Source organism: Anaerococcus vaginimassiliensis (assembly GCF_900626155.1).
In the GTDB taxonomy this organism is placed as follows: Bacteria; Bacillota; Clostridia; order Tissierellales; family Peptoniphilaceae; genus Anaerococcus; species Anaerococcus vaginimassiliensis.
Genome location: NZ_LR130844.1, coordinates 1,531,689 through 1,548,626, shown reverse-complemented (window position 1 = coordinate 1,548,626; position 16,938 = coordinate 1,531,689). Strand labels below are relative to the sequence as shown.

Here is a 16,938-nt window from a genome sequence, read left to right as displayed (position 1 = left end):
GTCTATGGCAAATTGGTTTATATATAATAAGAGAGAAAATTACATAAATAATTCAAAGATTGAAGGAATTACAAAGCTAGATGCTCTTATTTTAGGAAATAGAGATATAGTCGATCCTAAACTAGTTGATATGTATATTAATCCAAGTTTAAATAAACTCCACAATCCATACGATCTTCCAGATATGACTGAAGCTATTGATATTATCATAGAAACCATACAAGAAAATGGCGAGATAAGAATCTTTGGAGATTATGACCAAGATGGAATAGCATCTGTTATGACCTTGTTAGATGGACTTTTATTTTACTATGATAATATTAGCTACGATATCCCACACAGAGTAGACGAGGGATATGGTATATCAAGTGGCATGAGTGATAAGGCCGTAGAAGATAAGGTTAGTTTAGTTATCACTTGTGATAATGGAATTACTGGGTTTGATCAGGTTAAAAAACTTAAAGAAAATGGAATTAAAGTAATAGTGACAGACCACCACCAAATTGAAAAGGAAGATAAAGACGGATGGGTTGATCAAATCCTACCTGATGCAGATTGCGTTATAAATCCTCACAGGCTAGATAGCAAATATCCTTTCACAGATTTATGTGGAGCTGGTGTTTCCTTTAAGTTGATGCAGGCTTTATATATGAAGCTTGATGGTGATTTTGAGTACCTTGCATCCTTATTAGAATACGTAGCAATGGGAACTGTATGTGATATAGTTTCTCTTACCGATGAAAATAGGATTTTTGTAATAGAAGGTCTTAAGAGACTAAATATGACAGAAAAATATGCCATAAAAATTTTACTAGAAGAGGCTGGTTGGAATAAAGAAATAGATGAGTACACACTGGGCTTTATAATCGGTCCATTGATGAATGCTACTGGAAGACTATCCACAGCAAAACTTGCTATAGAACTTCTTATGGAAGAAGATATGGATAGGATTAGACAGTTAGCCAAAGAACTAGTAGAGCTTAATAACACAAGGAAAAACCTTACCCAAGAAGGGCTCGATAAATGCGATAAACTAGTCAAGGAAAATTCATATGATAAGGGTGATGTAATAGTTGTCTACGAGCCATCAATAGATGAAAGCATATGTGGAATAGTCGCAGGTAGGATTAAAGAAAAGTATTATAGGCCAACTATTGTTCTAACTAATTCAGCCGAAGATGGGATACTCAAAGGCTCAGGTAGGTCAATAGAAACATATAATATGCATAAAGCAATTCTTCCATTTGAAGACAAGTTAGAATCATTTGGTGGTCATCCAATGGCATGTGGTTTATCTATAAAGAATGATATGATTGATGACTTTAGAAATTTTCTTAACTCCCAATCAAAATTAACTAAAAATGATCTGGAAGAGGTTATTAACATAGATACTCAAATCAAAATCAGCAAATTATCACTAGAGTTTGCAGAGAAGTTAGATAAGTATAGACCATTTGGAAAAGACAATCCAAGACCTGTGTTTGCTAACAAAGGTGTTGATATAGCTGATATCCAGATGATAGGGAAAGATAAAAAAACTATGAGAATCAACCTTCACCAAAACGGACGATACTTTAACTCAATTAAGTTTAATGCAGTTGATGACTACGAATATCTAAAACTAAAGTTTAATAATAATATAAAAGGCAATAAAATCGATATTGTTTATTATCCAGATGTTAATGAATTTAGAGGAAACAAGAACTTACAATTAAGGTTAATAGATATAAGGTGATAGCATGGCAACAGATTTCAAAAAAGAATATGAGATATTCGAAGAATACATTATAAAAAATAATCCAAAAGCAGATATTGAATTAATAAAAAAAGCATATGATTTTGGCGAGCTACACCATAGAGGACAAAAAAGAAACTCTGGAGAAGATTATTTTATCCATCCAATTGCAGTAGCTAAGAAACTTTCTGAGATGAAATTAGATGATCAAACCATATGTGCAGGCCTAATGCATGATGTACTTGAGGATACTGATGTCACAAGAGATCAAATGGCTGAAGTTTTTGGTGAAGAGATAACTTTCTTAGTTGATGGTGTAACCAAACTTAAAAACCTAAATTATACTTCTAGAGAAGAAAAACAAGCTGAAAATATCAGAAAAATGGTAATGGCTATGTCAAATGATGTAAGAGTTGTTCTTATCAAGCTATCTGATAGGCTTCATAATATGAGAACTCTTGAATATATGACTAGGAAAAAACAGATTCAAATAGCTGATGAAACCCTTGAAATATATGTACCACTGGCTCATAGACTTGGTATTTATTCCCTCAAATGGGAGCTTGAGGATTTGTGCTTTAGATATCAAGAACCAGAAAAATATTACGAACTTGCTGAGATGGTTAATGTCAAAAGACGAGAAAGAGAAGCATATATCAATGAAATAATTGAATCTCTATCTAAATCTCTAGAAGGAACTGATATTAACTTTGAGATATCTGGTAGACCTAAATCACTCTATTCAATAAATAAGAAAATGCAGAGAAATGGAATTGCCTTTGAGGAAATATATGATCTAACAGCTGTAAGAGTTCTTGTAGATACGATTGCAGAATGTTATGCAGTTTTAGGAAAGGTTCACTCACTATGGCGACCAATTCCAAATAGGATAAAAGATTATATTGGTCAACCTAAGCCTAATGGCTATAGGTCTCTTCATACAACAGTATTTGGTGATGATTCGAGACCATTTGAAGTTCAAATTAGAACAAGGACAATGCACAAGGAATGTGAGTATGGTGTAGCTGCCCATTGGAGATACAAGGAAAATAACAACACGCAATCTGATTTCGATGATGCCATGAGTTTTCTAAGAAGGATAGTAGAATGGCAACAAGAAGGTGGCAAGGACGAGAACAATCAAGAGTTTATGGAGACTCTGAAAAAAGATTTCTTCTCAAGGGAAATCTATGTATATTCTCCTGCTGGTGAGGTTTATTCACTACCTATGGATTCTTGTTCAATTGATTTTGCCTATAAGATTCACACAGAAGTGGGTAATAATTGTGTGGGAGCTAAGGTAAACGGTAGAATGGTTCCTTTGACTCATAAATTAAAAACAGGAGATTTGGTAGAAATAATAACTAGCAAAAATTCTCATGGACCTTCTAGAGATTGGCTAAAGATTGTAAAAAGTAACCAAGCCAAAAACAAAATCAAGCAATTTTTCAAAAGAAATGATAAAGAAGAAAACATTGAAATTGGTAAAAATGCAGTAATTAAGGATATCAAAAAATATAGAGAAGGTTATAAGGCTGTTTTAAAAGATGAGTGGCTTGATATAATCTGTAAGGAATTAGGATATCCTAGCGAAGATGAGATGTATGCATCTATTGGCTATGGCAAAACGAATGTTGAACAGGTTACTCAAAAACTTCTCAAATTTGAATCTGATGAAAAGAAAAAAGATGAAGAGGTCAAACCAAAAGAAATCAATCAAGCTGAGATTTCTAATAATGGCTCTAGTGAAATTAGAGTAAGCGATCTTGAAGAAGATGTAGAGGTAAAATTTGCTAAATGTTGTACGCCTGTTCCTGGAGATCCAATTATAGGATTTATAACTAAAGGTAATGGAATTTCTGTTCACGTTAAGAACTGTCCAAACATTATTAACCTCAAATCTCCAGAAAGGCTTATAGATGTTTACTGGCAAAACTCCAAGGAAGATAAATTCCCTGTTAAAATCCAGATACTAACATCTAATGCGCCTTCAGTATTGTATGACATAACTAAGATGATTTCTACAGTTAATGTAAATATCTTAGGAATCAATGCAAGAACTGACCAAGAGCAGGGTACTATAGATTTAATAATTGAAGTAAATAATATGGATCAATTGTCAGATGTGATTACTAAATTAAAATCATTAAGGACAGTTGATAATGTATATAGGATTAAGAATTAATGAGAGCAATAATACAAAAAGTAAGTAAAGCAAAAGTTGAAGTAGAAAATAAGCTAGTATCTGAAATAGGAGAAGGCTTTATGGTTCTACTAGGTGTAAAAGAAACTGACGCAGATAGCGACATTGAATATATCAAAAGAAAGATAAGTAATCTTAGAATTTTTGAAGATGAAAATGGTAAAATGAATTTATCTTTAAAAGATGTCGGTGGTCAGATACTTTTAGTATCTCAATTCACATTATATGGTGATGCTAGAAAAGGAAATAGACCTTCATTTACTGAATCGGCTAAGGCGGAGAAGGCTATAAAATATTATGAAATACTAATAGATAGGCTTCGTGATGATGGATTTGATGTGAAAACTGGTCAATTCCAAACACATATGGAAGTAAGTTTAGTAAATGATGGACCAGTTACTATTATTTTAGACAGCGAAAGGATAGTTTAATGAAGATTCGTAGATTTGTTGAAGGACCAGTAATGACTAATATGTATGTTGTTAGTGACGAAAACAATGAGGGATTTTTAGTTGACTGTGCCTATCCTAGTGAGAGAGTCAAACAATATATAGAAGATAATAATATAAAAATAAACTTTATCATTCAGACTCATACTCATTTTGACCATGTATTGGGGCTTGAATATTTCAAGGATTTGTATGATGTTGGTGTATATGCATCTGAAGATAGCAAAGAAATAGCTAATGATAAAGACTACAACTTAGCTTATTCATATGATGTAAATGTACCAATTGATAATTACCTAAAAGATGGAGAGGTATTTAGCAAGTATGATATATTAGCTATTAAAACTCCAGGTCATACATTGGATTCGATGTCTTATAAAGTCGGTGACGTTTTGTTTTCTGGAGATACCTTATTTAAGCAGTCAATAGGGAGAACAGATTTTCCTGGTGGAAATTATCATCAAATTATTGACTCAATCAAAAATAAATTTAGTAAATTTGATGGAGATACTAAAGTTTTATCAGGACATGGTGAAGAAACTACCATATCCTATGAATTTAACAATAATCCATTTTTAATATAATAGGAGGATGTATGGAATTTAAAAGAACAAATATGTGTGGTGACCTAAGAATCGAAAATGTCAATGATTCAGTCGTCCTAATGGGATGGGTTGCCAAAAAAAGAAATTTGGGCTCACTAGTTTTTATTGACTTAAGAGATAAAACTGGAATAACTCAAATTGTAGTAAGAGAAGAAGATAGTGAAAATTATGCTAAAACCCGTGAGATATCACAAGAATACGTAATTGAAGTAAAGGGAAAAGTTAGCGAGAGAGAATCTAAAAACAAGGATATACCTACAGGTGATATCGAAATTATCGCTGATAAAATCAATATTTTAGATAAGGCTAAAACACCACCTATTTATATTAAAGATGATGATGATGTTAGTGAAAATTTAAGATTAAAATATAGGTACTTGGATATGAGAAAACCATCTGTACAAAGAAATCTTAAGCTTAGAAGTGACATCGTTAGAACCATTAGAGAATACATGTATGAAAATGACTTTACTGAAGTAGAGACACCATTTTTAACAAAACCAACTCCAGAAGGAGCAAGAGACTATCTTGTTCCATCAAGGATAAACTCTGGTAAGTTCTATGCACTCCCACAATCACCACAATTATTAAAACAAATATTGATGATTGGTTCACTAGATAGATATTTCCAAGTTGTTAAATGTTTTAGAGATGAAGACTTGAGAGCAAATAGACAACCAGAATTTACACAAATGGATCTTGAAATGAGCTTTTCAAATCAAGATGATGTTATTGCTATGAATGAAGGTTTGCTAAAAGAGCTTTTCGACAAGTATACAGACTATGATCTAACATTGCCAATAGATAGAATGGATTATTCTGAGGCAATGAATTCATATGGTTCGGATAAACCAGATCTAAGATATGGTTATAAGATAGAAGATGTAAGTGAAGTATTTGTAGATAGTGATTTTAAAGTATTTGCAGATAATACAAATGATGGAAAATCTGTTAGAGCCTTAAACTTCAAGGGTATAGCTGATAATTATTCTAGAAAACAACTAGATAAACTTACTGACTTTGTCAAAGATTATGGTCTAAAAGGTCTATCATATATAAAATATTCTGATGAGATTCAATCTTCTATCAAAAAATTCTTGACTGATGATATAATTTCAGGTTTAAAAGAAAAACTTAACATGGAAGACGGCGACCTTATTTTAATTGGTGCAGACAAAGATAGAGTTGTACTTGAGGCAATGGGTGCACTTAGAAGAAAGGTTGCAAAAGATAACGACCTTATTGAGAAAGAATATGCACTTTGCTGGGTAGTCAACTTCCCAATGTTTGAATATAGCGAAGAAGAAGATAGATATATAGCTCAACACCATCCATTTACTATGCCTAATGAAGATGATATAGATCTACTTCTAACAGAGCCAGAAAAGGTAAGAACTCAAGCTTATGACATTGTTATAAATGGTGATGAGATGGGCGGAGGATCTGTTAGAATTAACAATTCTGAACTTCAAGAAAAAGTATTTGAATCACTAAAACTTTCAGAAGAAGATATCAAGAATAAATTTGGATTCTTCATTGAAGCTCTTCAATATGGTACACCTCCACATGCTGGATTGGCATATGGACTTGATAGATTGTTGATGCTATTTGCGAAAACTGACAATATTAAAGACATTATAGCTTTCCCTAAAACACAATCTGCTACATGCCCACTTACAGAGGCACCAAGTATTGTAGATGAGAAAGCTCTAAATGAATTGAACATAAAATTAAAGTAGGTAAATATGGACAAAATTACAAAAGAAGGGATTGTATTAGATAATAATAAGGGTCATTTGACCGTTCAGATTTTTAGAAATGGCGCTTGCGGATCATGCTCTGCGAGTGGTTCATGTGCTGAAAGCAAGACAACTGAAATTGAACTTTTCACTCACGAAAATATTAAAAAGGGTGATAGAGTTATGATAGAAGGTGAATCTAGTGATGTTACAAAATTAACAGCTGTAGTTTATATATTTCCTGTAGTGATGATTCTAATTGGTGCAATTTTACCAAATGTATTTCTCAAAAATACAGGAATTGATTTAAACTTGTTGACACTTCTATCTGTATTAGTTTTCTTACTTATATCACTTGTTTTTGTAAAAGGATTAGATAGCAAAGTAAAAGATAGAAATATAATGAAAGTTAGAAAAATTAACTAATTATTAGTTTATTTCAAATAATTTATATTTTAAGATACGGAGACAAATTATGGCGATGCCTATGGTAACACTGGTCGGTAGGACCAATGTGGGTAAATCTACCCTATTTAACAGGCTTGTTGGAAAGAAAAAATCCATAACCGAAGATGTTTCTGGAGTTACCAGAGATAGAATTGTCGATAAGGTTGAATGGCAAAACAATGAATTTTTGCTAGTTGATACTGGCGGGTTAGACATTTCTAACAAGGAAATAATGAATACAGAAGTAAAGTCTCAGGTAGAGAAGGCTCTGCTTGAGACTGACATGATTTTGTTTGTTGTCGATGGAAAAGAAGGAGTAAATCCTTATGATATAGACATTGCAAATGAAATAAGAAAATATAATAAACCAGTAATAATAGTAGCAAACAAATTAGACTCATTTAAAATACCAGATGATATTTATGATTTTTACCAATTTGGATTCGATGACTTATCAATGATTTCTGCTGAGCAAAGCAAGGGCTTGGGAGATTTACTAGATAAAATAATTTCTTTTATAGATTTCTCAGCCTATGAGGCAATCGAAGATGAAACTAGAATTGCTATCATCGGAAAACCAAATGCGGGAAAATCATCCCTAGTTAATCTTCTACTTAATGAAGAAAGGATGATTGTAACTGATATCGCTGGTACTACTAGAGATGCTGTGGATAGCTATTGGACTTATAATGACAACAACTATGTATTGATAGATACTGCAGGCCTTAGAAGAAAGTCAAAAGTAAAAGAAAATGTAGAATACTACGCAAACCAAAGAACTTTTGATGCAGTTGATAGTGCCGAGATTTGCTTGTTCTTGATAGATGCAAATGTTGGAGTAACAGAACAAGACGCTAAAATTGCTGGCTATGCTCACAATAATAAAAAAGCTATGATAATAGCAGTAAATAAATGGGATCTAGTAGATAAAGATACAAATACAATGAGAGAGCTCGAAGCAGATATAAGAAAAACACTATCTTTTGCCCCTTATGCTCCAATTGTATTCATTTCTGTTTTAGAAAATAAGAGAATAGATAAACTTTTGGAACTATTTGAAGTTGTATCTAACAATTACCACACAAGAATAAAAACTGGAGTTTTAAATAATATATTACAGGATGCTATTTTGCTAAACCCTCCTCCACAAGACAAGGGAAAGAGACTAAAGATCTACTATATGTCACAAGTAGCAACAGCACCACCAAAGTTTTTATTGTCTATTAATGATAGGGAACTAGTACATTTTTCATACATGAGATACTTAGAAAATCAAATAAGACAAAACTATAGCCTAGTAGGTGTTCCTTTTAGTTTCGTATTTAAGCAAAAAGGTGAGAAAAAATGATTTTTTTAGTAGCTGTAATATCCTATATTTTAGGTTCGATACCAGCAGGCTTTATAATAAGTAATCTAGTGTTTAAGACAGATATTAGGAAATTAGGGTCAGGAAATGTTGGAGCAACAAATGTGTTTAGGAATTTTGGAAAAGGACCAGGATTTGTAACTTTTGTGTTTGATTTTCTAAAAGGAACTCTAGCCTGCTATATAGGAAAAAAATTAGGTGGCGAATTTGGTCAAGCTGTGGCTTTATTATTTGCGGTACTTGGCCATATGTATAGTTTCGTACTGAAATTTAAAGCGGGAAAAGGTGTTGCTACCGCATTTGGTTCGCTTTTAGCCATTGATTACAGGTTTGCTTTACTTTTGCTTGCGATTTTTATTGTGATTTTACTACTATTTAGAATAGTATCTTTAGCTTCAATAATAGCAGCTACAATTTCTGGTATTTTAGGATTTGTATGGTTTGGATTTTCGCCCTTATCCATATCAATCTTTTTGATTGCAAGCCTCATAGTTTATAAGCATAAATCTAATATAAAGAGACTTAAAGCAAGAGAAGAGAAAAAGATTTTCTAAGGAGTATTATGGAAATTTCAATAATCGGAGCAGGATCATGGGCTAGTGCAATTGCAAATGTTCTATCCGAAAAATATGATGTTTTAATGTATGCTAGAGATATAAATCAAGTATATTCAATAAATAATGAAAATATAAATAAGAAGTATTTTCCGGACAAAAAATTAAGAAAAAATGTTATGGCAACTTCTAGTTTAGAGTCTGTACTTTCTAATAAATATATTATAAATGCAATTCCAACTCAAAACATTAGACAAGTTTACAGCGGGCTTGATAAAAATATTTTACACAAAAAGGTTCTGATAAACTTATCAAAAGGAATTGAATTAGAAAGTAATTATAGAATATCAGAGATATTTGAAAGTATTTTTGGAGAAATTTCATATGTAGTATTGAGTGGCCCATCTCATGCTGAAGAAGTAATTAATGAAATGCCTACTACAATCGTATGTGCCTCAAATAATCTCAGTCTCTCAAAAGATGTTCAAAAAATATTTAACAGAGATTATTTTAGAGTATATACTTCAACTGATGTTGTTGGGGTTGAAATTGGTGGCAGCATAAAAAATATTTTGGCTTTAGGAATTGGCATGGCAGATGGATTAGGCTACGGAGATAACTCAAAGGCTGCGATGATTACTAGAGGGATTCATGAGATGGAAAGATTAGCTAGATCTTTTGATGCTGATCCAAAAACTATAAATGGTTTGGCAGGAATAGGAGATCTTATAGTAACTGCAACAAGTAATCATTCAAGAAATAACAGAGCAGGAAAATTAATCGGTAAAGGTATGAGTGTCAAAGAAGCAAGTAAAGAAATAAAAATGGTTGTTGAGGGAATTCCAACTACCAAGGCTGTATATGATTTAGCTGAGAAAAATAATATTGATTTACCAATTACTACAGAGCTTTACAAAGTTTTATTTATGGGAAAATCACCTCATCAGTCTGTAAGCGATTTGATGAATAGAGATTTAAAAAATGAATATTAAATTCGAAAAAATTTCTAATATACGTTATAATAGATAATAGGACAAGTAGAAAAAATAAAGGAAGTAATTATGTTAGATAGGTTTAAAGAATTTATAGGAATCGATGACAAATACGATGATTATGATGAAGATCAGTTGTACTTTGACGATGATGTAGAAGAAAATGAAGTGAAAGATGATGTAAAAGAAGAAAAAAAAGAAACTTATGGATCTTTTTTCTCAGATAATAGCTACACAAGTGAAGAGAAAACAAGCACTTATAAACCATCTTTCTCTGATAGCTACACCAGCGATGATTCTTCAACATTTAAAAGCAGCAAAACATCTAGAAGAGGAGATAATGTAGTAAGTATGAGTAAACAAAATTTTTCAGGATCAAATTCAATGAGGATTTCAATTCAAGAACCTTTAGACTATGAAACAGACGGTCCAAAAATAATTGACGATATTTTAAACAATAAGGTTGTCGTTTTAAATCTTGAAATGGTAAACTCTGATTTGAGAAGACAAATATTCGATTTCGTAAGTGGAGCTGTTTATGCACTAAATGGATCAGTTGAAAAAGTTACAAAGGGAATCTTTGTTATAAGTCCAAGTGGTGTACAAGTTGATTCATCAGTGACTGAACAAATTTCTGAAGGAAATTATAACCAACTATAGATCGATATTAATATCGATCTTTATTTTTGCTTATGAGTTTAGACTATAATTTAGATTTTATTATTGATAAGTCAAAAAAAATCAAATATAAAAAAAGCTATCTCTATTCTTGAGAAAGCGTACTATTCACATCAGGAAACATCTAGTTTTTTCTTAGATCCTTTTGAACAGATGGTTATAGGTCAAATAGCTAAGAAAAATAATATTGACATTTTATTTATTGGTGGAAATGAATTAAGCGAGAGAAAAATTTTTGTCGCTAATTTTTATTATGAACCTTTGTTTGAAGGAAATTACCTTAAAATACTAAAATTTAGCAGTCAAAATATTAGTCACCCAGATGTTTTGGGAGCTTTGATTCATTTAGGCATTGATAGAAGTTCAATTGGGGACATTTCTGTTATAAATGACGTTATAGAATTTGCTGTCTTAGATGAAGATGCGGCATTTATAAAATATAATTTAACTAAGATTAAAAGAGAAAACATTTCGGTCGAAATAAAAGAAGATGACTCCCTAAATTTAAAAGATTTAGATTACTTACAGGAGAGTGGATTTGTATCTTCTCTTAGACTTGACAATATAGTTTCCTTAGTTTTAAATATTTCTAGGACAAAAGCTAAAAATATAATAAACTCAAGATTAGTTAAAGTAGATTTTCAGTATATTACAGATCCAAGTTTTATGTTAAAAGAAGGATCCTTAATATCTATAAGAAAAGAAGGTAGATTTATATTTGATAATATAAGTGGTGTAAGCAAAAAAGGAAATTACCATATTGAGTATAGGAAGATTGTATGATATATATATTAATTATAATAGCAGGAATAGTGTTAGATAGGATTACTAAAATATATGCTGTAAAGCACTTTATAAGTAATCCTCATAGTGGCTCACTAATAAATTTAACTTATTTGGAAAATAGAGGGGCTGCTTTTGGAATTTTGCAAGATAAAAGGATTTTATTTGTTATACTAACTATAGCCATAGTTTTGTATCTATTGTATTACTTTATTACTAACTTAAAATCCAATCCTCTTGTTTTAAATATTGCGTTTTCTTTGATAATATCAGGAGCTTTGGGTAACTTTTATGACAGATTATTCCAAGGATATGTAGTTGATTTTATAGAATTTGCTTTTATAGATTTCCCAGTATTTAATATAGCGGATATTTTAGTTACTGTAGGATGCGGATTACTTATAATATATATCTTATTTCACGGAGAAAAGAGGTCCTAAGTGGCAGTTGAAATTGGTAATGATTGGGATGATCTTTTAAAAGACCAATGGTCACAGCCATATTATAGAAACTTGAGAAAATTCTTGATTGATGAATACAAACATCATTGTATTTTTCCAAATATGTATGACATATTTAATGCTTTAAAATATGTTCCATATGAAGATGTAAAGGTAGTTATCCTTGGTCAAGATCCTTATCATGGAAGAGGTCAAGCCCATGGATTCTCTTTTTCTGTTCAAAATAATGTTGCTATACCACCATCCTTACAGAATATCTATAAAGAATTACACGATGATTTAGGTTGTTATATACCTGATAATGGAAATCTCATAAAATGGGCTGAGCAAGGTGTTCTATTGTTAAATACCGTATTAACAGTCAGAGAGAAAACTCCAAATTCTCATAAGGGTAGAGGTTGGGAGTTTTTGACTGATAGAATAATAGAGTTATTAAATGAGAGAGAAAAACCTATGGTATTCATTTTGTGGGGTACAAATGCAAAATCTAAGGAAAAATTAATCACTAACCCTAATCATTTAATATTAAAGTCGGTTCATCCGTCTCCGCTATCGGCATATAGAGGATTTTTTGGATCAAAAGTATTTTCAAAGAGTAATGAATTTTTAAAAGAAAATGATATGAAAGAGATAGATTGGCAAATAGAGAATCAAAGATGATTCTCTATTATTTTTTTACATAAAATTAGAATGTTATTATAGTTATAAATTCTATTTTCCTTAATTATTAGAAAGTGTTCATCAATATCGAGAGCCGTATTATTAATTATTCCAAAATTATTAAGACAGACAAATCCTCTAGTTCTCTTATCAAGTTTGCCATAAAGAACTTGAAGGTTTATTGTTATAGAATCTTCTTTTACCATTAGTTCATAATTTTCTCCACTAAAGTATGCCTCACCCAAATCTACACATGAATTTGCAATAATATTTGCAATGTCATTGTTTATAAAAACTGACTTTAGAGTTATCTCTCCAAATTGTGCCTTAATCGTAAGTTTAGTATCAAGGTAATCACCTACATCAATCAAAAGCTCAGTCGCTACTAGATCATTTTCGTTGTGCTTCATAATAGGGAAAGGGTTGGATCTGGTTTTTATTTCTTCGGTAAGTTTGCTGATAGATTTATATCTGGATGGATCGTTTCTCTCAAATCCAATGATTTTTTCGATATCCATTAGCCTTAAAGAATCAAAATCAAAGAAATATCTATAGGGCTTTATAACCTTTAATAAGTCAATGCTTCTTGGAAATACGGGAAGCATATTATTTCTAATTAGTCTGTTATTTAAAAATGGAATATCGAAAGTATCACCATTATATGTAATGATAGTTTTGTTAGGAATTATCTTTTCATATATATCTAATAGTCTTTTCTCCTCTAAGTCATTTTCTGCAAAGTATTGGACTAGGTAAGATTTATTGTTTTCAACAAGTATAATCCCTAAAAGAACTAATTTATCTACTGATGAATCAAGACCGGTCGTTTCTATATCTAAGACTATTTCATTGTCTTTTAAGTTTTTAAAATAATATCTTTTCTTAAATGTAATCATATAGTGACTATACTGTATTTGTAAAATGAGTGGGAAATAATATAATATTGTAGTTAAGGAGTAAGTGATGATTTATTTAGACAATGCTGCTACAACTAAAATGTACAGAGAAGTTATAGAAAAAGAAATGGATGTGTTGGAAAATTATTATGCAAACTCATCCGCTATTCATTCTTTTGGTATGGAATCAGAAAATTTAATAAAGAAAGCAAAGAATATTTTTGCTAGAGAAATAAATTGCAAAGAGAGCGAAATACACTTTACAAAAGGTGCAACTGAATCAAATAATATAGTGGTAAACTCATTTTCAACTAGTGAAAATAAAGCAATCACTACTAGCATCGAACATCCATCAATATATGATGCTCTTACAAATGCTAATTACAAAGACGTTATTTTTCTAAAAAATGATAACGAAGGATTTGTAGACCTAAATCATTTGAGAGAAAGCCTCGATGAAGATGTAAGACTGGTTTCAATTATATATGTTAATAATGAAACCGGAGTGATCCAGAACATAGGAGAAATTAGTAAAATAGTAAAAGATTTTAACATGAATATTTGTCTTCATATCGATGCTACTCAAGCACTTGGAAAAATATCATGTGATGTAGATAAATTAGGCGTAGATGTAATGAGTTTTAGTGGGCATAAATTTCACGGTCCAAAGGGAGTTGGTGGTCTTTACATAAGAAGTGATTTTTTACCGAAAATTAAGCCTGTTTTATACGGGGGTAGGCAACAAATAATCTCCTCTGGAACAGATAATCATCCTGCTATTTATGCTGCAGCACTTGCCTTAGAAATGCAGTTAGATGAGAAAGAATATGAGTATATTTCTAAGTTAAATAAACATTTGAGAGAAAACATATCTAAAACCATAGACGATGTGTATATTATTTCTCCAACTCATAATTCGTCAGCTTATATTTTGGATGTTGCCTTCAAAAATATAAAAAGCGAAGTATTAGTTCATTATCTGGAAGATAATGAGATATATGTATCTTCTGGATCTGCCTGCTCACATGGTGAAGACAATAGAGTATTGACAAATCTTGGAGTAGATAAAGATTATATAGATGGAGCTATTAGATTTTCTTTTTCATCATTTGTAAGTATTGATGACTTAGATAAAACTATAGCTGTATTAAAAGATGGAATTGAAATGATAAGAGAGGTGTTTTAATGCAATGGTTACTTGCCGTTAGTTTTGGAGAAATATTTCTAAAGGGAAGAAATAGGAATACCTTCTATAAAACAGCAACAAATAATATAAAAAGAAACATTAAAGATATTGGCTATGAGGATATGTACTCTGAGTCATCTAAGCTATATATAAAAGCTGATAGAAAAGATTTTGATAGACTTACAGAAGAAATTAAAAAAGTATTTGGCATTGTATATATTTCTGAGGTTGTTAAGTGTGAAAAAACATTAGAAGATATAAGCAAAACTTCAAAAGAGATGATTAAGTATTATGAAAAAGAGAAAGAGTTAACTTTCAAAGTCGAATCCAAAAGAACTGATAAATCTTTCTCATTAACATCTCCCGAGCTTAATGCTAAAATTGGTGGAGATATATTAAAAGAATATAATGATCTGAAAGTAGATATACACAATCCTGATTTTACTGTTTTTATAGATGTAAAAAGTTCTGCTTATATTTATATTAAAAGAACTAGGGGACTTGGAGGACTTCCTCTTGGATCAAGCGGAGAGGGGCTCCTTCTCTTATCTGGAGGAATAGATTCTCCTGTGGCGGGCTTTATGATGGCCAAAAGAGGAATGAACATAAATGCTATCCATTTTCATTCTTATCCTTTCACATCCAAAAGAGCTCATCAAAAAGCTATGGATCTTGCAAAAATACTATCTAAATATACTGGCAAGATGACAGTTTATTCTATAAATCTTGCAGAAATTTATAAAGCTATTAGCAAAAACTGCCCTAGAAGAGAAACTACAATTTTATCTAGGAGATTTATGATGAGAATCGCCTCCAAAATCTCAGAAAAATATGAGTATCAAGCTTTAATCACAGGAGAAAGCTTAGGACAAGTCGCAAGTCAAACTATTGAATCAATGTCAGTTATTAATGAATCAAGTGAATATCCAATTCTTAGACCTTTAATTGCTATGGATAAGAAAGATATAATTGAAATAAGTGAAAAAATCGGTTCATATGAAAAAGCAATCGAACCATATGATGACTGTTGTTCAATATTTGCCCCTGACTCACCAGTAACAAAACCAAAGTTAAAATATATAGAAAAATCTGAAGAAAATTTAGATATAGAAAGCCTAGAAGATGAGGCAATTAATAACATGGAAATAATAGAAATTGCTTGACATTTACTTATACAGATAGTATTATAATCAAGTAAACCGCTCAGTCCGGGTACTGATCCCCAAAACTGGCGAGAATTTAAGTAATAGGAGGTTTCCATGTACGCAATTATTAAAACAGGTGGAAAACAATACAAAGTATCAGAAGGTGACTTAGTAAGAGTTGAAAAACTTCCTTACGAAGTTGGTGACACTGTTGAATTTGATGAAGTTCTTTTAGTAGCAGGAGATGAAGTTAAAGTTGGTTCTCCAGTGATTGAAAATGCTAAAGTAACTGCAACAGTAGAAGATCAAAATAAAGATAAGAAAATTGTTGTATTCAAATATAAACCAAAAAAGCAATACAGAAAAAAACACGGTCACAGACAACCTTATACTTTAGTAAAAATTGATAGCATAAGTCTTTAATGATTAATGTTGATTTATTAATCAAAGATAAGAAGACTATAGGATATTTCATTACAGGTCATGCAGATTTTAGTGAGCATGGTAGTGATATAGTTTGTTCTGCAGTCACAATACTTGCTTATACTTGTGTCAATACTCTAGATAAATTTTCCGATGAGGTTAAGTTTATAGATGACGGTGACATACTTCATCTTGAGACGTCAGATAGTAGTTTAGAAATTGATACAGTATTTACCTATTTTGAGACTGGTATACAAACTTTGCTAGGTAATTATAGCGATTACGTAAAATTAAGATATAAGGAGACATAAAATGATGTTAAATATTAATCTACAAAGATTGTCAAGCAAAAAGGGAGTATCTTCTTCAAAGAACGGTAGAGATTCCCGTGCTAAAAGACTAGGTGTTAAGAGAAGCGATGGACAATTTGTTAATGCTGGAACTATAATAGTTAGACAAAGAGGAACAAAGATTCACCCAGGTAACAATGTTAAAATTGGTGCTGATGATACTCTTTACGCTTCATGTGAAGGTGTTGTTAAATTCGAAAGAAAAGGAAAGAGCAGAAAACAAGTTTCTGTTTATGCCAAAGAAGATATCGCTTAAGAACTTACGG

Annotated in this window: 19 protein-coding genes; 18 read left to right on the top strand and 1 reads right to left on the bottom strand. The window is 31.3% G+C overall.

Translation table 11 applies throughout. The annotated features are described in order from the left end of the window. Positions 1-4 precede the first annotated feature (4 nt). From recJ to E0D87_RS07505, 13 genes are all read left to right on the top strand, one after another. Positions 5-1,735, top strand: a complete 1,731-nt coding sequence (gene recJ, locus E0D87_RS07565; protein WP_130819990.1) for a single-stranded-DNA-specific exonuclease RecJ — start codon at positions 5-7, stop codon at positions 1,733-1,735. Between the two features lie 4 nt (positions 1,736-1,739). Then, the gene (locus E0D87_RS07560; protein ID WP_130819989.1) at positions 1,740-3,920 is read left to right on the top strand and encodes a RelA/SpoT family protein; all 2,181 of its coding nucleotides are present in this window, start codon (positions 1,740-1,742) and stop codon (positions 3,918-3,920) included. After that, a complete protein-coding gene (dtd, locus tag E0D87_RS07555; RefSeq protein WP_130819988.1) occupies positions 3,920-4,369 on the top strand; it encodes a D-aminoacyl-tRNA deacylase in 450 nt (149 codons plus the stop codon). The genes E0D87_RS07560 and dtd overlap by 1 nt, the downstream gene beginning before the upstream one ends. Continuing rightward, on the top strand, positions 4,369-4,971 hold the full coding sequence (locus E0D87_RS07550) for an MBL fold metallo-hydrolase (RefSeq protein WP_130819987.1): 603 nt from the start codon (positions 4,369-4,371) through the stop codon (positions 4,969-4,971). The genes dtd and E0D87_RS07550 overlap by 1 nt, the downstream gene beginning before the upstream one ends. 11 nt (positions 4,972-4,982) lie before the next feature. After that, positions 4,983-6,731 carry an aspartate--tRNA ligase gene (gene aspS / locus E0D87_RS07545; protein WP_130819986.1) on the top strand — a complete coding sequence of 583 codons (1,749 nt, stop codon included), beginning with the start codon at positions 4,983-4,985 and terminating at the stop codon, positions 6,729-6,731. Positions 6,732-6,737: 6 nt separating this feature from the next. Then, positions 6,738-7,157, top strand: coding sequence for a SoxR reducing system RseC family protein (locus tag E0D87_RS07540; protein WP_130819985.1), 420 nt, complete (start codon positions 6,738-6,740; stop codon positions 7,155-7,157). Positions 7,158-7,206: 49 nt separating this feature from the next. After that, positions 7,207-8,526: a ribosome biogenesis GTPase Der gene (gene der / locus E0D87_RS07535; protein WP_130819984.1), complete on the top strand. Its 1,320-nt coding sequence runs from the start codon at positions 7,207-7,209 to the stop codon at positions 8,524-8,526. Continuing rightward, complete coding sequence (plsY, locus tag E0D87_RS07530) at positions 8,523-9,098, top strand: glycerol-3-phosphate 1-O-acyltransferase PlsY (RefSeq protein WP_130819983.1); 576 nt, start codon at positions 8,523-8,525, stop codon at positions 9,096-9,098. The genes der and plsY overlap by 4 nt, the downstream gene beginning before the upstream one ends. Positions 9,099-9,106: 8 nt before the next feature. Next, positions 9,107-10,090, top strand: coding sequence for an NAD(P)H-dependent glycerol-3-phosphate dehydrogenase (locus E0D87_RS07525; protein WP_004834269.1), 984 nt, complete (start codon positions 9,107-9,109; stop codon positions 10,088-10,090). Positions 10,091-10,159: 69 nt separating this feature from the next. Beyond that, the gene (locus E0D87_RS07520) at positions 10,160-10,750 is read left to right on the top strand and encodes a cell division protein SepF (protein ID WP_130819982.1); all 591 of its coding nucleotides are present in this window, start codon (positions 10,160-10,162) and stop codon (positions 10,748-10,750) included. A gap of 63 nt (positions 10,751-10,813) precedes the next feature. Next, entirely contained in the window at positions 10,814-11,551 is a 738-nt protein-coding gene (locus E0D87_RS07515) for a YlmH/Sll1252 family protein (RefSeq protein WP_341272803.1), read from the top strand. Beyond that, entirely contained in the window at positions 11,548-11,991 is a 444-nt protein-coding gene (gene lspA / locus E0D87_RS07510; RefSeq protein WP_130819981.1) for a signal peptidase II, read from the top strand. The genes E0D87_RS07515 and lspA overlap by 4 nt, the downstream gene beginning before the upstream one ends. Further along, on the top strand, positions 11,992-12,672 hold the full coding sequence (locus E0D87_RS07505) for a uracil-DNA glycosylase (protein WP_130819980.1): 681 nt from the start codon (positions 11,992-11,994) through the stop codon (positions 12,670-12,672). It begins immediately after the preceding gene. Here the strand turns inward: E0D87_RS07505 and E0D87_RS07500 are convergent. After that, a complete protein-coding gene (locus tag E0D87_RS07500) occupies positions 12,663-13,568 on the bottom strand; it encodes a ribonuclease H-like domain-containing protein (protein WP_004834524.1) in 906 nt (301 codons plus the stop codon). The genes E0D87_RS07505 and E0D87_RS07500 overlap by 10 nt on opposite strands. 67 nt (positions 13,569-13,635) lie before the next feature. Here E0D87_RS07500 and E0D87_RS07495 point away from each other — a divergent pair, with 67 nt between their 5' ends. From E0D87_RS07495 to rpmA, 5 genes are all read left to right on the top strand, one after another. Further along, the gene (locus E0D87_RS07495; protein ID WP_130819979.1) at positions 13,636-14,754 is read left to right on the top strand and encodes a cysteine desulfurase family protein; all 1,119 of its coding nucleotides are present in this window, start codon (positions 13,636-13,638) and stop codon (positions 14,752-14,754) included. Next, positions 14,754-15,917 (top strand): tRNA uracil 4-sulfurtransferase ThiI, encoded by a 1,164-nt coding sequence (gene thiI / locus E0D87_RS07490; protein WP_130819978.1) that lies wholly within the window; start codon positions 14,754-14,756, stop codon positions 15,915-15,917. Before E0D87_RS07495 ends, thiI begins: the two co-directional genes overlap by 1 nt. Before the next feature lie 96 nt (positions 15,918-16,013). Beyond that, the gene (gene rplU, locus E0D87_RS07485; protein WP_130819977.1) at positions 16,014-16,322 is read left to right on the top strand and encodes a 50S ribosomal protein L21; all 309 of its coding nucleotides are present in this window, start codon (positions 16,014-16,016) and stop codon (positions 16,320-16,322) included. Continuing rightward, positions 16,322-16,633 carry a ribosomal-processing cysteine protease Prp gene (locus E0D87_RS07480; protein ID WP_130819976.1) on the top strand — a complete coding sequence of 104 codons (312 nt, stop codon included), beginning with the start codon at positions 16,322-16,324 and terminating at the stop codon, positions 16,631-16,633. The genes rplU and E0D87_RS07480 overlap by 1 nt, the downstream gene beginning before the upstream one ends. Position 16,634: 1 nt before the next feature. Then, positions 16,635-16,928: a 50S ribosomal protein L27 gene (gene rpmA, locus E0D87_RS07475; RefSeq protein ID WP_130819975.1), complete on the top strand. Its 294-nt coding sequence runs from the start codon at positions 16,635-16,637 to the stop codon at positions 16,926-16,928. Positions 16,929-16,938 lie beyond the last annotated feature (10 nt).

Excerpts from the sequence above, each read along its gene's own strand:
- E0D87_RS07540 (WP_130819985.1), top strand. The coding sequence starts at position 6,738 with ATGGACAAAATTACAAAAGAAGGGATTGTATTAGATAATAATAAGGGT.
- plsY (WP_130819983.1), top strand. The coding sequence starts at position 8,523 with ATGATTTTTTTAGTAGCTGTAATATCCTATATTTTAGGTTCGATACCA.
- E0D87_RS07500 (WP_004834524.1), bottom strand. The coding sequence starts at position 13,568 with ATGATTACATTTAAGAAAAGATATTATTTTAAAAACTTAAAAGACAAT.
- E0D87_RS07480 (WP_130819976.1), top strand. The coding sequence starts at position 16,322 with ATGATTAATGTTGATTTATTAATCAAAGATAAGAAGACTATAGGATAT.
- rplU (WP_130819977.1), top strand. The coding sequence starts at position 16,014 with ATGTACGCAATTATTAAAACAGGTGGAAAACAATACAAAGTATCAGAA.
- aspS (WP_130819986.1), top strand. The coding sequence starts at position 4,983 with ATGGAATTTAAAAGAACAAATATGTGTGGTGACCTAAGAATCGAAAAT.
- E0D87_RS07550 (WP_130819987.1), top strand. The coding sequence starts at position 4,369 with ATGAAGATTCGTAGATTTGTTGAAGGACCAGTAATGACTAATATGTAT.
- lspA (WP_130819981.1), top strand. The coding sequence starts at position 11,548 with ATGATATATATATTAATTATAATAGCAGGAATAGTGTTAGATAGGATT.
- E0D87_RS07525 (WP_004834269.1), top strand. The coding sequence starts at position 9,107 with ATGGAAATTTCAATAATCGGAGCAGGATCATGGGCTAGTGCAATTGCA.
- E0D87_RS07495 (WP_130819979.1), top strand. The coding sequence starts at position 13,636 with ATGATTTATTTAGACAATGCTGCTACAACTAAAATGTACAGAGAAGTT.
- thiI (WP_130819978.1), top strand. The coding sequence starts at position 14,754 with ATGCAATGGTTACTTGCCGTTAGTTTTGGAGAAATATTTCTAAAGGGA.
- recJ (WP_130819990.1), top strand. The coding sequence starts at position 5 with ATGGCAAATTGGTTTATATATAATAAGAGAGAAAATTACATAAATAAT.
- der (WP_130819984.1), top strand. The coding sequence starts at position 7,207 with ATGGCGATGCCTATGGTAACACTGGTCGGTAGGACCAATGTGGGTAAA.
- E0D87_RS07560 (WP_130819989.1), top strand. The coding sequence starts at position 1,740 with ATGGCAACAGATTTCAAAAAAGAATATGAGATATTCGAAGAATACATT.
- rpmA (WP_130819975.1), top strand. The coding sequence starts at position 16,635 with ATGATGTTAAATATTAATCTACAAAGATTGTCAAGCAAAAAGGGAGTA.
- dtd (WP_130819988.1), top strand. The coding sequence starts at position 3,920 with ATGAGAGCAATAATACAAAAAGTAAGTAAAGCAAAAGTTGAAGTAGAA.
- E0D87_RS07520 (WP_130819982.1), top strand. The coding sequence starts at position 10,160 with ATGTTAGATAGGTTTAAAGAATTTATAGGAATCGATGACAAATACGAT.